This is a genomic window from Bradyrhizobium sp. AZCC 1693 (assembly GCF_036924745.1).
Taxonomy (GTDB): domain Bacteria; phylum Pseudomonadota; class Alphaproteobacteria; order Rhizobiales; family Xanthobacteraceae; genus Bradyrhizobium.
This window is the reverse complement of sequence record NZ_JAZHSD010000001.1, coordinates 6,436,236-6,449,378: the sequence shown is the minus strand read 5'-3', so window position 1 is coordinate 6,449,378 and position 13,143 is coordinate 6,436,236. Positions and strand designations below refer to the sequence as shown.

The 13,143-nt window shown below is 64.0% G+C and carries 15 protein-coding genes; 8 read left to right on the top strand and 7 right to left on the bottom strand.

Going from position 1 to position 13,143, the window contains the following annotated elements:
* Positions 1 to 57: 57 nt before the first annotated feature.
* Positions 58 to 657 (bottom strand): TetR/AcrR family transcriptional regulator, encoded by a 600-nt coding sequence (locus tag V1293_RS30665; protein ID WP_334514817.1) that lies wholly within the window; start codon positions 655 to 657, stop codon positions 58 to 60.
* Positions 658 to 747: 90 nt separating this feature from the next.
* Between V1293_RS30665 and V1293_RS30660 the strand changes: the two genes are divergently transcribed.
* The 3 genes from V1293_RS30660 (at position 748) to V1293_RS30650 (ending at position 4,181) form a co-directional block, all read left to right on the top strand.
* Positions 748 to 1,539 carry a crotonase/enoyl-CoA hydratase family protein gene (locus tag V1293_RS30660; protein WP_334514816.1) on the top strand — a complete coding sequence of 264 codons (792 nt, stop codon included), beginning with the start codon at positions 748 to 750 and terminating at the stop codon, positions 1,537 to 1,539.
* A 540-nt stretch (positions 1,540 to 2,079) separates the two neighbouring features.
* Positions 2,080 to 2,748 carry an AraC family transcriptional regulator gene (locus V1293_RS30655; protein WP_334514814.1) on the top strand — a complete coding sequence of 223 codons (669 nt, stop codon included), beginning with the start codon at positions 2,080 to 2,082 and terminating at the stop codon, positions 2,746 to 2,748.
* A 92-nt stretch (positions 2,749 to 2,840) separates the two neighbouring features.
* Complete coding sequence (locus V1293_RS30650; protein WP_334514811.1) at positions 2,841 to 4,181, top strand: serine hydrolase domain-containing protein; 1,341 nt, start codon at positions 2,841 to 2,843, stop codon at positions 4,179 to 4,181.
* 102 nt (positions 4,182 to 4,283) lie between these two features.
* Here the strand turns inward: V1293_RS30650 and V1293_RS30645 are convergent, their stop codons facing one another.
* Positions 4,284 to 4,460, bottom strand: coding sequence for a hypothetical protein (locus V1293_RS30645; RefSeq protein ID WP_334514809.1), 177 nt, complete (start codon positions 4,458 to 4,460; stop codon positions 4,284 to 4,286).
* A 380-nt stretch (positions 4,461 to 4,840) separates the two neighbouring features.
* Here V1293_RS30645 and V1293_RS30640 point away from each other — a divergent pair, with 380 nt between their 5' ends.
* The gene (locus V1293_RS30640; RefSeq protein ID WP_334514807.1) at positions 4,841 to 5,689 is read left to right on the top strand and encodes a metal-dependent phosphohydrolase; all 849 of its coding nucleotides are present in this window, start codon (positions 4,841 to 4,843) and stop codon (positions 5,687 to 5,689) included.
* Positions 5,690 to 5,746: 57 nt separating this feature from the next.
* On the opposite strand, the gene V1293_RS30635 is transcribed toward V1293_RS30640, so the two are convergent.
* The 4 genes from V1293_RS30635 to V1293_RS30620 all read right to left on the bottom strand — a co-directional run bounded on the left by V1293_RS30635 (position 5,747) and on the right by V1293_RS30620 (position 8,419).
* Positions 5,747 to 6,439: a glutathione S-transferase family protein gene (locus V1293_RS30635; RefSeq protein ID WP_334514805.1), complete on the bottom strand. Its 693-nt coding sequence runs from the start codon at positions 6,437 to 6,439 to the stop codon at positions 5,747 to 5,749.
* Between the two features lie 121 nt (positions 6,440 to 6,560).
* The gene (locus V1293_RS30630) at positions 6,561 to 7,268 is read right to left on the bottom strand and encodes a glutathione binding-like protein (protein WP_334514803.1); all 708 of its coding nucleotides are present in this window, start codon (positions 7,266 to 7,268) and stop codon (positions 6,561 to 6,563) included.
* Positions 7,269 to 7,391: 123 nt separating this feature from the next.
* Complete coding sequence (locus V1293_RS30625; protein ID WP_334514801.1) at positions 7,392 to 7,628, bottom strand: hypothetical protein; 237 nt, start codon at positions 7,626 to 7,628, stop codon at positions 7,392 to 7,394.
* Between the two features lie 29 nt (positions 7,629 to 7,657).
* The gene (locus V1293_RS30620; RefSeq protein ID WP_334514799.1) at positions 7,658 to 8,419 is read right to left on the bottom strand and encodes a sulfite exporter TauE/SafE family protein; all 762 of its coding nucleotides are present in this window, start codon (positions 8,417 to 8,419) and stop codon (positions 7,658 to 7,660) included.
* Positions 8,420 to 8,760: 341 nt separating this feature from the next.
* Between V1293_RS30620 and V1293_RS30615 the strand changes: the two genes are divergently transcribed.
* The 4 genes from V1293_RS30615 to V1293_RS30600 all read left to right on the top strand — a co-directional run bounded on the left by V1293_RS30615 (position 8,761) and on the right by V1293_RS30600 (position 11,637).
* Positions 8,761 to 9,666, top strand: coding sequence for a LysR substrate-binding domain-containing protein (locus tag V1293_RS30615; RefSeq protein WP_334514797.1), 906 nt, complete (start codon positions 8,761 to 8,763; stop codon positions 9,664 to 9,666).
* On the top strand, positions 9,656 to 10,906 hold the full coding sequence (locus V1293_RS30610; protein ID WP_334514795.1) for an NAD(P)-binding domain-containing protein: 1,251 nt from the start codon (positions 9,656 to 9,658) through the stop codon (positions 10,904 to 10,906). Before V1293_RS30615 ends, V1293_RS30610 begins: the two co-directional genes overlap by 11 nt.
* A 279-nt stretch (positions 10,907 to 11,185) precedes the next feature.
* Complete coding sequence (locus tag V1293_RS30605; RefSeq protein ID WP_108522009.1) at positions 11,186 to 11,398, top strand: hypothetical protein; 213 nt, start codon at positions 11,186 to 11,188, stop codon at positions 11,396 to 11,398.
* 53 nt (positions 11,399 to 11,451) lie between these two features.
* Positions 11,452 to 11,637 (top strand): hypothetical protein, encoded by a 186-nt coding sequence (locus V1293_RS30600; RefSeq protein WP_334514794.1) that lies wholly within the window; start codon positions 11,452 to 11,454, stop codon positions 11,635 to 11,637.
* Positions 11,638 to 11,680: 43 nt separating this feature from the next.
* Here the strand turns inward: V1293_RS30600 and V1293_RS30595 are convergent, their stop codons facing one another.
* Positions 11,681 to 13,102 carry a hypothetical protein gene (locus tag V1293_RS30595; protein ID WP_334514792.1) on the bottom strand — a complete coding sequence of 474 codons (1,422 nt, stop codon included), beginning with the start codon at positions 13,100 to 13,102 and terminating at the stop codon, positions 11,681 to 11,683.
* Positions 13,103 to 13,143 lie beyond the last annotated feature (41 nt).

The window sequence follows — 13,143 nt, the reverse complement described above, 5'->3', positions numbered from 1 at the left end:
GCCTGTCATCGGGCGCGCATTCGCGCGACCCGCTGGCTCCTCGCAATGACGGGGGACCTACCGCGCTCGCCGCTTCCCCCGCACGGGAAGCGCAGCCTCGATCAACGCATGCGCCGCCTCACCCGCCGTTTCCATATAGCTGGGATCACGGTGCAGCAGCACGACCGCGAACGATCCATCGAGCAGCAGCAGGACTTGCCGCGCGAGCCGCAAGGGACCGGCAGTGCCCTCCGCCTCGAAGGTTGCACGCAGCCATTCCTCGAACTTCTTCTTGTGCGCGGCCCCGATCTTGATCGCGGGATGGCCGGGCATGTTGGCGAGTTCGGCCGAGGTGCGCAGGAATCCGCATCCCCTCCATTTCGGATGCCGCGCGGAGCGCGCGAGGTTGAGAAAGATCGCTTCGACCTTCGCAGGCAAGCCGCCCTTGGTCTCCGAAAACCATTGCCGGAACAGCGCGAGATTGGGCTGATCGCGCGCGGCAAGGTACGCCGCGACGAGATCGTCCTTGCTCTTGAAATGATAATACAGCGTGCGCTTGGTGACGCCGGCCTTCGCCGCCACCGCATCGACGCTGACGCCCCTGATACCGTCATTGTAGAACAACGCGTTCGCCGCCGAAATAATGCGCTCACGCGTCGGGATGCCGGATCGTGCCATGGCCCGTATGTATACTAACCAGTGAATATACACAACGGGAGCCGCCTTCTAGGGTGCCCGCAAGTTACCGACACTTCCGGAGAGACCCAGATGTCCGACGCCGTGCTGCTCGAAATCACTGACGGGATCGCGCTGGTCACGCTCAACCGTCCTGACAAGCTCAATGCGCTGAACTACGATCTGATCGACCGCCTGATGGCGGCGCTGGACGGGATCGAGACCGACGACGGCGTGCGCGCGGTGATCCTGACCGGCGCGGGTGACCGCGCGTTCTCCGCCGGCGCCGATATCCACGAATTCTCCGGCAGCGTCCGGCACGGTCGCGATACGGCCATCCGTGACTTCGTCCGGCGCGGCCAGGCGATGACCGCACGGCTCGAAGCCTTCAGGAAACCTGTCATCGCGGCAATCAACGGGCTGGCGTTCGGCGGTGGATGCGAGATCACCGAGGCCGTGCATCTGGCCATCGCCAGCGAGCGCGCGCGCTTCGCCAAGCCGGAGATCAATCTGGGCATGCCGCCGACCTTCGGCGGAACGCAGCGGCTGCCGCGCCTCGCCGGGCGCAAGCGCGCGCTGGAGCTGCTACTGACGGGCGATCCGTTCTCGCCGCAACGGGCGCTGGAGATCGGGCTGGTCAATCGGGTGGTGCCGCATGACGGGCTGCTGCCGGCCGCGCGCGAACTGGCCGAACGCATCGTGCGGCATTCGCCGCTCGCAATCGGCAGCATCATCACGGCGGTCACCCGCGGGCTGAACATGGGCATCGCCGAAGGGCTGCAGGTCGAGAGCGAGCAGTTCGCCGCGCTGGTGCCGACCAGCGATCTCGGCGAAGGCATCAATGCCTGGATCGAGCGCCGGCGGCCGAGCTATTCCGGCCATTGACGTCAGTGCCACCATACACCGCTTCATCCGAGAGATCGGAGGCGCTATGCTGACGACGGATACGAGAACTCCGGGACAACGGCAGGGGGCGGGTCGTTATGGCGTGGACGGCACTTGATTTCGGTTTCCGTGGCGCGGCGGTTGGGCTGGTTCTCGTGATTTGTGCGCTGCTGCTGCTGCGCGATCGGCCGGTCCGCGCGCTCACGGCGTTGCGCGTCGCGCTGGGCACTGGCGCCGCCGCCTATGCCATTTCGACGGCGCCGTTCTTTCCGCTGGGATCCTGTTGGAACGCGCCGCTTGTAATCCTTTATACGGGCTCACCGGTCATCTTGTGGCTGTGGGCACTCGCGGTCTTCAACGACAGTTTCGCCTTGCAGCCGCACCACATGGCGATCTGGGCGCTTGTCGCCGGCCTCGGGCTCTTCGCCTATTGCGGATGGGCGACCTCGCCGATGATCAGCCTGATCAGCGGCCGCATGTTCGCGCTGGTCTCGATCATGTTCGCCCTTCTGGCTGCTGCGCAGACCCTGCCGGTCTGGCGTGCGGATCTGGTGGCCGGGGCGTCGCCGGCTGCTGATCGCCTTCCTCTTGGCGATGACGGCGTTTGTCATGGTCAATGCGGTTTCGGGCCTTGCTGCAATTCCGTTGCGATCCCTGAGTTTCAGCTATGCGTTCAGCCTTGGCGTCGTGGTGCTGCTCGGCGTGTGGACCTCGTTCCCGGAATTCATGGGCCAGCCCGCCCTGGCCAGCGCCGCCGGCCCGGTTCGGGAAGCCACGCGAAAAAGAGAGGCGGCGGCGCGCATCGGTGTCTTCCCGCCAAACCAGCCCTGGCTGAAGCAGATCGAACGCGTGATGACGATAGAGCGTGTCTACCGGCAGGAAGGACTGACGATCGGGCTGCTGGCAGTCAAGCTCGGGCTGCCCGAACATCGTATGCGGGCGTTGATCATTGAGGGGCTGGGGCACCGCAACTTCAATGCGTTCCTCAATCGCTATCGCATCGACGAGGCCAAGGCGGCGCTTGATGATCCCGATCAGATGGACGTGCCGGTGCTGACGATCGCCCTGGATGCCGGATTCCAGTCCATTACGCCATTTAACCGCGCGTTCAAGGCGGACACCGGGCTGACACCGACCGAATTTCGGCGCTCGGCACTCGCCAGACGGCATGCCGGGAACGACGAGTCAGGGATTGATCCATCGATCTGACAATTCGACCAGGCGATTTCAAAATTCGACAAGCCAACACGCGATCGATCCGCCAAACTTTCCGATGGCAATACCATAGCGGGAGAATGCAGGTGATCAGGATTTCGATGTCGTCCCCGGTAGCGTTCGGAGCCCCGGATACGTCGCTCGGCCTACGTTCTCTCTTGGTGTCGCTCAATCTTGTCATGGCCGGCTTGATGTCATCGGCACACGCGCAAGGCATGGCCGGCGCGGGGAACAACGCTGTGGCTGCGCCAGGACCTGTGTTTTCGGATACTGGCCCCGACGCGGCCGCCTACGGCGCTGCGGCGGGTTTTCCGGTTGGTACCCGGGCGACCGCAAGTCAGCTCGAAAATCTCGTCGGCACCTACAGCCATTTCGGCGAAATGTTTCCCTCGCGCCAGGTCCGGCGCGCGACCACGCCCTGGCTGTTCAAGCGGGCGCCGGAGCCTGTGATCTCCTACACATTCGGGCCGGAACGGCGCTCGATCGCCGACTATCTCAGCCACAACCCGACCACGGGCCTCTTGATCGCGAAAGACGACACCATCCTGTACGAGCACTATCAATATGCACGCACCGATCGCGACCGCCTCCTCTCGCAGTCCATGGCCAAGACGATCACGGCGATGCTGATCGGCATTGCCGTCTCCGAAGGCAAAATAAAATCGATCGACGATCCCGTCTCGGCCTATGTTCCCGGCCTGGCCAACGCGGAATATGGAAAGACGTCTGTCCGGGACCTCCTGCACATGTCGTCAGGCGTTGCCTTCTCGGAAATCTATGATGGGCAGGACGACGTCGCACGGCTCGGGCGCGACCTGTTCGGTGAGCCCGGAAGGGATCCCGTCGCCAGCGTCGCGCAGTTCAACACGCGCGCGGTTCCGCCGGGAACCAGATGGCACTACGCCAGCGTCGAGACCGAGATCCTGGGCCTGGTGTTGCGGTCTGCCACCGGTGAGCCGGTTGCGGACTATCTTCACGACCGGATCTGGGACGCGATCGGCGCCGAGGCCGACGCGGCCTGGGCGATCGATGGCACGGGGCAGGAGATCGCCTTCTGCTGCTTCAACGCGACCTTGCGCGACTACGCGCGACTGGGACGGCTGCTGGCACATGACGGCGCATGGGAAGGGCGCCAATTGATTCCACGGCAGTGGGTGTTGGACGCCACGACAGTGAAGCCGGCGGATGGCTATCTCGCTCCGGGAATAGCCAACCCCTACTTTGGTTACGGTTACCAAGTGTGGATTTTCCCTGGCGAGCAGCGGAGGTTTGCGCTGTTCGGAATCCGGGGTCAGACCATCCTGGTCGATCCAGCCTCCAAGCTCGTCATGGTGCACACCGCCGTTCGCAGGAAACCGTCGGACCCGGCCTCCTATGCCGAGCCGCTTGCATTGTGGTTCGGCGTGCTCGGGCAGCTTGGACGATGACCGGCCCAGCTTTCCGAACGTCCTGACGCCACAGCGCGGCCAGAGGTCGGCTCGCTGCATCCCATCAACACGGCTGCGGCTGCGCGTCAGTCAGTCCGCACGCTAAGCGGCGTCTTTGGTCGCAATCAGCGTCCGCAGGTCGTCCGCCAGTTCGCGGTAGTGCAAGCCGAGACGCAGGTACAGCTCGCGCTTCGCCCCATCCGTCGTCAACTTGCCAATCAATTCGCATTCGGCAGCGAGAGTTTCAAATCGCTCCAATTTGGCTTCAAGGTCGGTCATAACACGCCTCCCCCTAACGGCTAGCAATGGGATAAGCTTACGCCTTCATTTTAAGTCAAAGCTAACATCGTTATCCTCTAGAACTAATTTACAGCCTCGGCGATAGGGCGCGCGGTGCGGCAATCATTGCCTGCCAATTTGCATCGGCAAACATCATCATTCCTGGGGGGGCAAGGCCTCCTGGTCGGGTATCGGATAGAGGCACCTCAACCAGCGTCCGGCTCACACGGCCGATCAACGGGCGCGCCTTGAGTTGCACCCGCGGACGAGAGACGCTGGGTTACGCTTTCCGGTGGCGCAGAGCAGACATTGGCCACCGGAAAGAAAGGCGATGTGCTATCATCCCGGCGCCAACGTCGCACAAATGACGCGGTGTTCAGATGATCACAATCCCGGAACTGGTGGCGCACGCCTTGGGGTCGTTTCTGGCTTCGGATACCAGGAGCAGGTTTGGCTCCTCCCAAGCCCGGCTGGCTGAATATCTCCCCTATGCAGCCAGGCTCACATTAGAGTGCATCGGCAACAGCGACGCCCTGTATCACAACATCGAACACACCATGCTCGTGACCCTTGCCGGCCACGACATCCTCATGGGCCGGACGATGCTGCGGACGACGACGCCGGACGATTACACCAATTTCATCCTGGCGTGCCTCACCCACGACATCGGATACGTTCGCGGAATTGTCCAGGGGGATGACGGGGACTCCTATGTCGCAGATCTCGGCGGCCGTACCATTCGCCTGCCACGCGGTTCATCCGATGCCGCGCTGGCGCCCTACCATGTGGACCGCTCGAAGCTGTTCGTCTTCGAGCGGCTCGACGCTACCGAAGAAGTTGATGCGAGCCGGATCGCCAGGGCAATCGAGTATACGCGATTTCCCTATGTTGCTTCATCGTCAAACGACGAGTTGATCGAAGAAGAGGGCCTGTTGCTGCGCGCGGCCGACCTCATCGGGCAACTCGGCGACCCCAACTACCTGAAGAAAGCGAATGCCCTGTTCTACGAATTTGAAGAAGTCGGCATGAACAAAACGCTCGGCTACGAGACGCCGGCAGACGTTGTTTACAAATATCCGCAGTTCTACTGGAACAACGTCGCTCCGCAGATCCAGACCGCGATACGCTATCTCAATGTCACGTCTAGCGGACGGCAATGGATCGCAAACCTGCACAGCAATGTTTTCCGGGCCGAGCGTGAAATGAACTTGTCCGGCCCGCAGCCGTGATCGTGCCCTGCCGGCTTGTCGCATAACGCCGCGTGGACGGAGCGTCGGCCGCCAGTGTTAGCCGTGATAGCTTGGCGACTTCCGCGCCATGCCATCGAACGCATCGAACAGCCGCTCGCGCCAGGCATAGACCGGATCGTCTTCCATCAGCAGCTTGAACGGACTGACCACCCGCGCCCACTGGAACGCGCCGAACACGATATAGTCCGCATAGTTCGCCGCAGTGCCGCCGAGGAAGGGCTGCGTCCGCAATGTCAGCCGCAGCGGATCGAGCGACTTGCGAAAGCCTTCGACCGCCTTGTCGCGGCCGGCCATGATCTCTTCCAGCGGCTTGCCGAAACGCGCCTCGCGGCTTCTGCGGAAATAGGCTGCGTCCTCCGGCTTCAGGTTGAGCGGAATGTCGGCGATGATGAGCGGAAACATGCCGCCGATCACGCCGTCGCCCCACCAGTTCAGCATCCGCGCCATGGCGCGGCCGCCCTCGCCGCCGAACAGCGACGGCCGGTCCGGATATTTGTCTTCGAGATAATTTGCAATCGTCCAGGAATCGACGACGGCATGATCGCCGTCGAGCAGCACCGGCACCTTCTCGGAGCCATGCGGCGCGATCGCGCCCTTCTCAGTGAAGCACCACGGGATCGTTTCCGCCGACAGCCCCTTGTGCGCCAGCGCCATCCGCGTTCGCCAGCAGAACGGGCTGAACGGGCGGGATGCATCGGTGCCGACGAGTTCGTAGAGTTTGAGGGGCATGTCGTAGCTCCGCATCCGCCGTCATTGCCGGGCTTGACCCGGCAATCCATCATTCGAGAAGATGGATACGCGGGTCAAGCCCCGCGTATGACGAGATGAGTTTGCGGCTCTCTGCCTCACCCTATCGCACCACCGCCGCCGTCTGCCCGAACAGGATCCTGCGCTCCTCCTCGGTGCGGTTGACGGGCTGGCCGAAATTCGGATTGACCTCTTTCGCCTTGGCATAGGCGCGCTCCGTCGCGGGCCGGGCGCGGATGGTTTCCAGCCAGCGCTTCAGATGCGGGAAGTCGTCGATGTTCTGCTCCTGGTTCTTGTAAGGGACGATCCAGGGATAGCTCGCCATGTCGGCGATCGAATAGTCGCCGGCGATGAATTCGCGGTCGGAGAGGCGCTTGTTGAGCACGCCGTAGAGCCGGTTGGTCTCGTTGACGTAGCGGTCGATGGCGTATTTGATCTTCTCTACCGCGTAATTTCTGAAGTGATGGTTCTGGCCGGCCATCGGCCCGAGGTTGCCCATCTGCCAGAACGTCCACTGGATCGCGTCATAGCGGCCATAGAGATCCGACGGCAAAAACTTTCCGGTCTTCTCGGCGAGATACATCAGCATCGCGCCGGACTCGAAGATCGAGATCGGCTTTCCCCCGCCCTTTGGCTCATGGTCGACCATCGCGGGAATGCGGTTGTTGGGCGCGATCGCCAGAAACTCCGGCTTGAACTGTTCGCCCTTGCCGATGTTGACCGGGAAGATCTTGCAGGGAAGCCCGGTCTCTTCGAGGAACATCGTGATCTTGTGGCCGTTCGGCGTGGTCCAGTAGTGAAGGTCGATCATGGGCGATCCTGCTGTGCGCTAGATTGTTGTTTTCGCAAGAAAGATGCGACTGCATGAATTTGAGCGGATCACACGCTCAAGTCAATTGGCGCCGGCCCCACGCGCGCGAATGTGATTGATGCGTCAGGCGCCGCGGCCGTGCTCGCGCAGGAATTTGGCGCCGCTCTCGGTAATCGCGACGCGCACGCCCTGCCCGGCCGCCGGCTGGCGCGTGACATAGCCGCGATCGACCGCGTCCTCCCAGATGGTCAGGCGCGGGCATGAGGTGCGCCACGTCTCGATCACGTCGGAATAAAGCCGCGGCTCGCGGCCGATCCATTCGACGAGATCAAGCACCAGTGCGTCTGTTGTCTCGGTCATCAGCGCCTCCGCGCCAGAAGCGGTCGAACTCAAAACGCCATCGCGCTGGTGCGCGTGAACAACAGCCAGCCGCCGTAAAGGATATAGTAACCCGCGACCGTCGTGATCAACCGGTTGGCCCAGGTGCGGAACTGCGCGTCGCTCATCGCTTCCAGGATGCGCCGCGCCAGCGTGGTGCCGAGCATCGAGGCGGCGATGGCGACCGCCGCCAGCACCGGATCGAGCGTCGCCGCCTGGTCGACGATGCCGCCGAAATAGATCAGTTTTGTCAGATGGCTGGCGACCTGGCAGGTGGCCTTGGTGGCGACCACCTCGCGGCGGCCGAAATTGCCGCCGAGAAAGAACGTGTCCATCAGCGGACCGGAAACGCCGGTCATCAGCATCAGCCCCATGCAGATGAAGCCATAGAACGAGCCCTGCGCGATGCTGTCGGGATTGGGCTTGAGGTTCTTCGGCATCAGCCGCGCCATGAACGGCGTCGCCCCGAGCAACAGCAAGGCAATGGGCTTGTCCGGCACGTAACGGGCGATCGACCAGACGCCGAGCGCCAGCGCACAGCCGATCAGATAGACGAACACGGGCCGCCAGCGGATATGCGCCCGCCACAGAAAGGCGCGCCAGCCGTTCGAGGCCATCTGCGTGATCGCATGCAGCACCATCGCTGATGGCAGCGGCATCAGCATCAACAGCACGCCGATCAGGATCATTCCGCCAGCCATGCCGAACAGGCCCGACAGGAACGCTGTCGCGACCATCAACGCACCGAGGGCTGCGATCATCAGGGGCGTCACGAAAAGTCTCCTGCATCAGCGGGGCTCAGATTAAGGCACCGGCGCGGACCTCTTCCCCTTCTCCCCGTACTTCACGGGGTCGAGACGAGCGAAGCTCGCTCTTAGAAGGTCGGGATGAGGGGCTGCATCCGCAAACTCGGTAACAGTCGGACTCGCGGAGAGAGCCCCTCACCCGGAGCGCTTCGCGCCGACCTCTCCCCGCAAAAGAGCGGGGCGAGGTTGAGAAGCGCCTGCCGCACCGATTCAACCCTACCTCTATTCTTGTGCATTCTTGTGCCTCGCTTGTGGCATTGGCGCAAACTGAGTTATCTTGCCCTGGCATCAGTTTTCCTGAGGGTTATGTGCGGCGGCTGCTCTTTCTCAACGGTATCAAGGCATTCGAGGCCGCAGCCAGGACGGGCAGTTTTGCCGCCGCCGGCGCCGAGCTCAACGTATCCGCCGCCGCGGTCAGCCGGATGGTGCACCTGCTGGAAGAGCGGCTGGGGGTAGCGCTGTTCGAGCGCAAGGCCAACCGCCTCGTCACCACGGCGGCGGGCCGCGCCTATCAGAGCGGGCTGAGCCCGATCTTCGACGCGCTGGCGAGCCTGACCGCGCAGGTCACCGCCCCCTCCAGCGTGCGCGTGCTGACCATCGGGGTCGGTCCCACCTTTGCGATGAAATGGCTGATCCCGCGGCTGGCGGATTTCCGTAAAGAAGAGCCGGATATCGACGTCCGCATCACCACCGGCGGCGCCGCGGTGCCGTTCGGCGAGGACTGGAGCTGCGGCATCAAGCTCGGCGACGGCGAATGGCCCGGCCTGATCGCCGAACCGTTATTCGCCGCCGACCTGCTGCCGGTGTGCGCGCCGCGCCTTGCGAACGGGCTCAAACGCCCCGGCGACCTGAAGGGGCCGGCGCTGCTGCGGGTTGCGCATTCCCCCGACGATTGGCCGTCATGGCTCGAGGCCGCCGGCACGGCCCGAATCACCGCCCGCGGGCCGGAGTTCGAGTTTTACGGCCAGGCGCTGCAGGCCGCCGTCGACGGCCTCGGCATCGCCATGGGCATCCGCCCCTATATCGACGACGACCTCACCGCCGGCCGGCTGGTCGCGCCATTTGCGTTAAGCGTGCCGAAAGGCATGCGCTGGTATCTGGTCTATCGCGGCTTCAGCGCCGGGCAGCGCGATTTCGCTGCGTTCCGGCGCTGGATTGTCCGCGCCGCGGCGGAGCCCGCCACACGCCGCAGGGGCCATAGACATGCCGGATGAAAAGATCGAGACGCTGGTGATCGGCGGCGGCCAGGCCGGCCTCGTGATGAGCCACCGGCTGAAGCAGCGCGGGCTTTCGCACCTCGTGCTCGAGCGCCACCGGATCGCCGAACGCTGGCGCAGCGAACGCTGGGACGGGCTGAAATTCCAGTTTCCCAACTGGTCGGTGGGATTGCCGGACTTTCCGTTTCCGCACGGCGATCCGGATGCCTTTGCCAACACGGACGACATCATCCGATACATCGACGACTATGCCGCCTTCGTCGCGCCGCCGATCCGGTGCGGCGCCAGCGTGACGCGGCTGTCGCAGCGTGACGGCGCAGGTTTCATCGCCGAAACCACTCACGGCACGATCGCGGCGGACAATGTCGTCGTCGCCACCGGCCCCTATCAGCGCAACCTTGTCCCGGACCTGCTGGGCGGTCATTCGGTGTTTCAGGTCCATGCCGCCGACTACAAAAATCCCGAGCAGCTTCCGCCGGGCGCGGTGCTGGTGGCCGGCGCCGGCGCGTCGGGCGCGCAGATTGCCGAGGAACTGCTGCAGGCCGGCCGCCGCGTCTACCTATCGGTTGGACGGCACCGCCGCCTGCCGCGCCGCTACCGCGGCCGCGACCTGATCTGGTGGCTCGCCGAGATGCGCCTCGATCAGGTCACGCCGGAGGAGCGTGGGCCCGCCCGCCTGGGCCCTGTCATTTCGGGCGCCTATGGCGGCCGCACCATCGATTTCCGCAACTTCGCCGCCGACGGCATGATCCTGGTGGGGCGCATCGAGGCGGCGCATGCCGGCGTGATCGAGATCGCACCCGGCCTTGCCGAAAGCATGGCCAATGGCGATCTCGTCTACACCACCTTCCTCGATACGGTCGACGCGTATGTGAAACGGCGCCGCATGGAGCTGCCCGAAGACCCCGACGCCCGCGCGACGTTCGCCGACCCGCCTTGCGTCACCGCCCCGCTCACGCATCTCGACCTCGCCGCGGAAGGCATCTCCGCAGTGATCTGGGCCACCGGCTACGGCGTCGATTTCGGCTGGATCGATCTGCCGGTGCTGGACGCGCGCGGCGAAGCGGTCCATCGCAACGGCATCTCGGCGGTGCCGGGCCTGTATTTCCTCGGCCTGCAATGGCTGTCGAAAATGAACTCCTCGTTCCTGTCGGGCGTCGGCGACGACGCCGTGGTGCTCGCGGATCATATTCTGGCGCGGGGGGGACGGCGTGCCGAGGTGGCGCGGCTCCTCTAACCTCGCCCCCGCTTGCGGGGAGGTCGCCGCGCTCTCCGCGCGGCGGGTGAGGGGGTACAGGTCTATCGATAGAGCTCACTCGCGGAGACAGCCCCTCACCCCGACCCTCTAAGAGCGAGCTTCGCTCGTCTCGACCCCGTGGAGGACGGGGAGAGGGAGCGGAAGCGCCGCATCCGGAGAACGCCACCCGCAAAAATCACCGGACATGTGAACCCGTTCACAAAACCCCTGCCCCAGCCGTGCTTCTGTCGTGCCATGGGACAATCCGGGAGACGCGCCATGATCTATGGCGGCTTTGAAATTCAGTCGTTCGAGGCAGGGAGAGGGCTATGGCACGCCAGGATTCAACGGGCCGACCAGGAGCCGGTGGTGATCGATGGAATGGCGTTTCCGACCCTCGAAGTCGGTTTCGCGTGGTCGGATCCGGAAGCGGCGATCGCGGACGCAAAAGCCCATATCGATCGTTTCAAGCCGCGGTTCGCGAACCCGTAATCGCAGCGAGCGGAACTGCCGGCTATCCGCTGGCTGGCCGACTCTCGCTGCCCTTGCCCGAACAGACCCTGCAGGCGACGCCTGTGCTCTCGAACTGTCCGGATTGCTGCGCCTCGCTCGCGGTGCTGCGCGTCATCCCCGGCCGCGCCGGCGCCGAATACTGGACCATGCGATGCACCCGCTGCGGCGGGATTCATCTGGATATCGTCAAACCCTCGACCGCCCCGCTGACGGCGTAGGGCGCAGCCCCCGCCGCCATCGCGGCGGGCGCGCCATTCCCGATCACCCTTCCTTCGGCTTCGGTTGCGCGGCGTGCGACACCCTGAAGGCATCCACCGGCGTCACCGGCTGTGTCGTGCCGGCCCCCGGGGCGACAACGGCTGCGCGCATCTGCGCGTCGGCAGACGTCGTCCCACGCGCGCCGTTGCGGATGTTGGTCAGGCCGACGACGGCGTCATACCAGAAGGGCGCGCCGAGCCCGATCAGGAGGCCGCCCAGAAAGAGGTAGAACCAGGCGCTCAACACCGTCGGAACCTGCAACCAAACCTTACGGTGTTTGGTGTAATTCAGTTCTTTGCCGCTGTTCCGCGGCTCGGCCAACTCCTGCTTGGTCTTGCTGTCCTCTTCATCCGACCTGCAGGTCTGCCGCCAGGTTCCAAATCGCTCCGTGTCGCCATCACTCAGCTTGGTGCAGGTCCAGAGCAACCGCCACATCTCCGCCGCCTTGATGCGTTCATCGGTCCACCCGAGCGGAACGCCAAGATCAGCATATTGCTTGACCGTCGCGTCGACCTTACCGATCGCCTCCGTCCAGTCCTGCTTGATCTTCTCCAGCTGCGCCTTCACATCGGGCGGCGCGGCGTTCGCATCCGGCACGATCTTCTTCACCGCCTCGGCGGCGTCCGTGGCGGCCTTGTGCTGCGCGGTCACCGCCCCGGATTGCTCGATCACCTTGGCGCGCGCGTTCGGATCGCGCAGATAGGTCTTGAACAAATCGATCGCATCGACATGAGCCAGGAAAGCCAGCGCCATCGCCACTACCACGGAAAGCAACCGGGCGCGGCCCTCGAAATAGACGCTGGCTTCCTTGCCGAACGCCTCGAACTTTTGCGCGACATCCTTGAGCACGACATGGGCCGCTTCCGCCGCCGTGGCGCCGGCGTCTTCGGCAGCCTTCTTGGCGTCGATGTTCGCCTTGGCGATCGCGTGCCCCACTTCCATGCTGCCCAGCCGTTCCATGAACTCGGCAGGCGTCATCGCGGCGAGCGCGCGGCCGTTCCAAAGACGAACCGAGTGCTCCCAAAAATGAACCAGGCGATTCCAGGGATAGGTCACCCAGCTCTTCCAACGATCAAGCAAGCCCTGCTCGCCACCGGCATTTTCAGCTTGATGTGTCGCGGTCGCTCTCGGAGCCGCGCCCATCGGCGCGCGGTTGGCGCTCATCCGCGCGACAAAGGCGTCACGCGCGGCAGTGATGGCCGCTTCAGCGGCTTTCCTGTCAGCCTCCGCGCTCCCGGTCTGTTCCAGGGATGCGCCGACAACGTGTTTCGCCAACACCTGGTCGAACATCTGCCTGAGCACGTGCTTCAGCCCGGCTTCGCGCATCGAGAAAATGCGGTGAATGATTTCAACAAATGACGAGACCACCAGCGACAGCGCGAGCATCGTGATCGCGAACGCCAGCGCGGCTTCAATAAGCTGCATTGACTCCCCCTCCAGTTTCCCCGTCGACATTCAATCACAGG

Coding starts and splice junctions, on each gene's coding strand:
- V1293_RS30660 (WP_334514816.1), top strand. CDS start 748: ATGTCCGACGCCGTGCTGCTCGAAATCACTGACGGGATCGCGCTGGTC.
- V1293_RS30595 (WP_334514792.1), bottom strand. CDS start 13,102: ATGCAGCTTATTGAAGCCGCGCTGGCGTTCGCGATCACGATGCTCGCG.
- V1293_RS30640 (WP_334514807.1), top strand. CDS start 4,841: ATGATCACAATCCCGGAACTGGTGGCGCACGCCTTGGGGTCGTTTCTG.
- V1293_RS30645 (WP_334514809.1), bottom strand. CDS start 4,460: ATGACCGACCTTGAAGCCAAATTGGAGCGATTTGAAACTCTCGCTGCC.
- V1293_RS30610 (WP_334514795.1), top strand. CDS start 9,656: ATGCCGGATGAAAAGATCGAGACGCTGGTGATCGGCGGCGGCCAGGCC.
- V1293_RS30665 (WP_334514817.1), bottom strand. CDS start 657: ATGGCACGATCCGGCATCCCGACGCGTGAGCGCATTATTTCGGCGGCG.
- V1293_RS30630 (WP_334514803.1), bottom strand. CDS start 7,268: ATGATCGACCTTCACTACTGGACCACGCCGAACGGCCACAAGATCACG.
- V1293_RS30635 (WP_334514805.1), bottom strand. CDS start 6,439: ATGCCCCTCAAACTCTACGAACTCGTCGGCACCGATGCATCCCGCCCG.
- V1293_RS30625 (WP_334514801.1), bottom strand. CDS start 7,628: ATGACCGAGACAACAGACGCACTGGTGCTTGATCTCGTCGAATGGATC.
- V1293_RS30605 (WP_108522009.1), top strand. CDS start 11,186: ATGATCTATGGCGGCTTTGAAATTCAGTCGTTCGAGGCAGGGAGAGGG.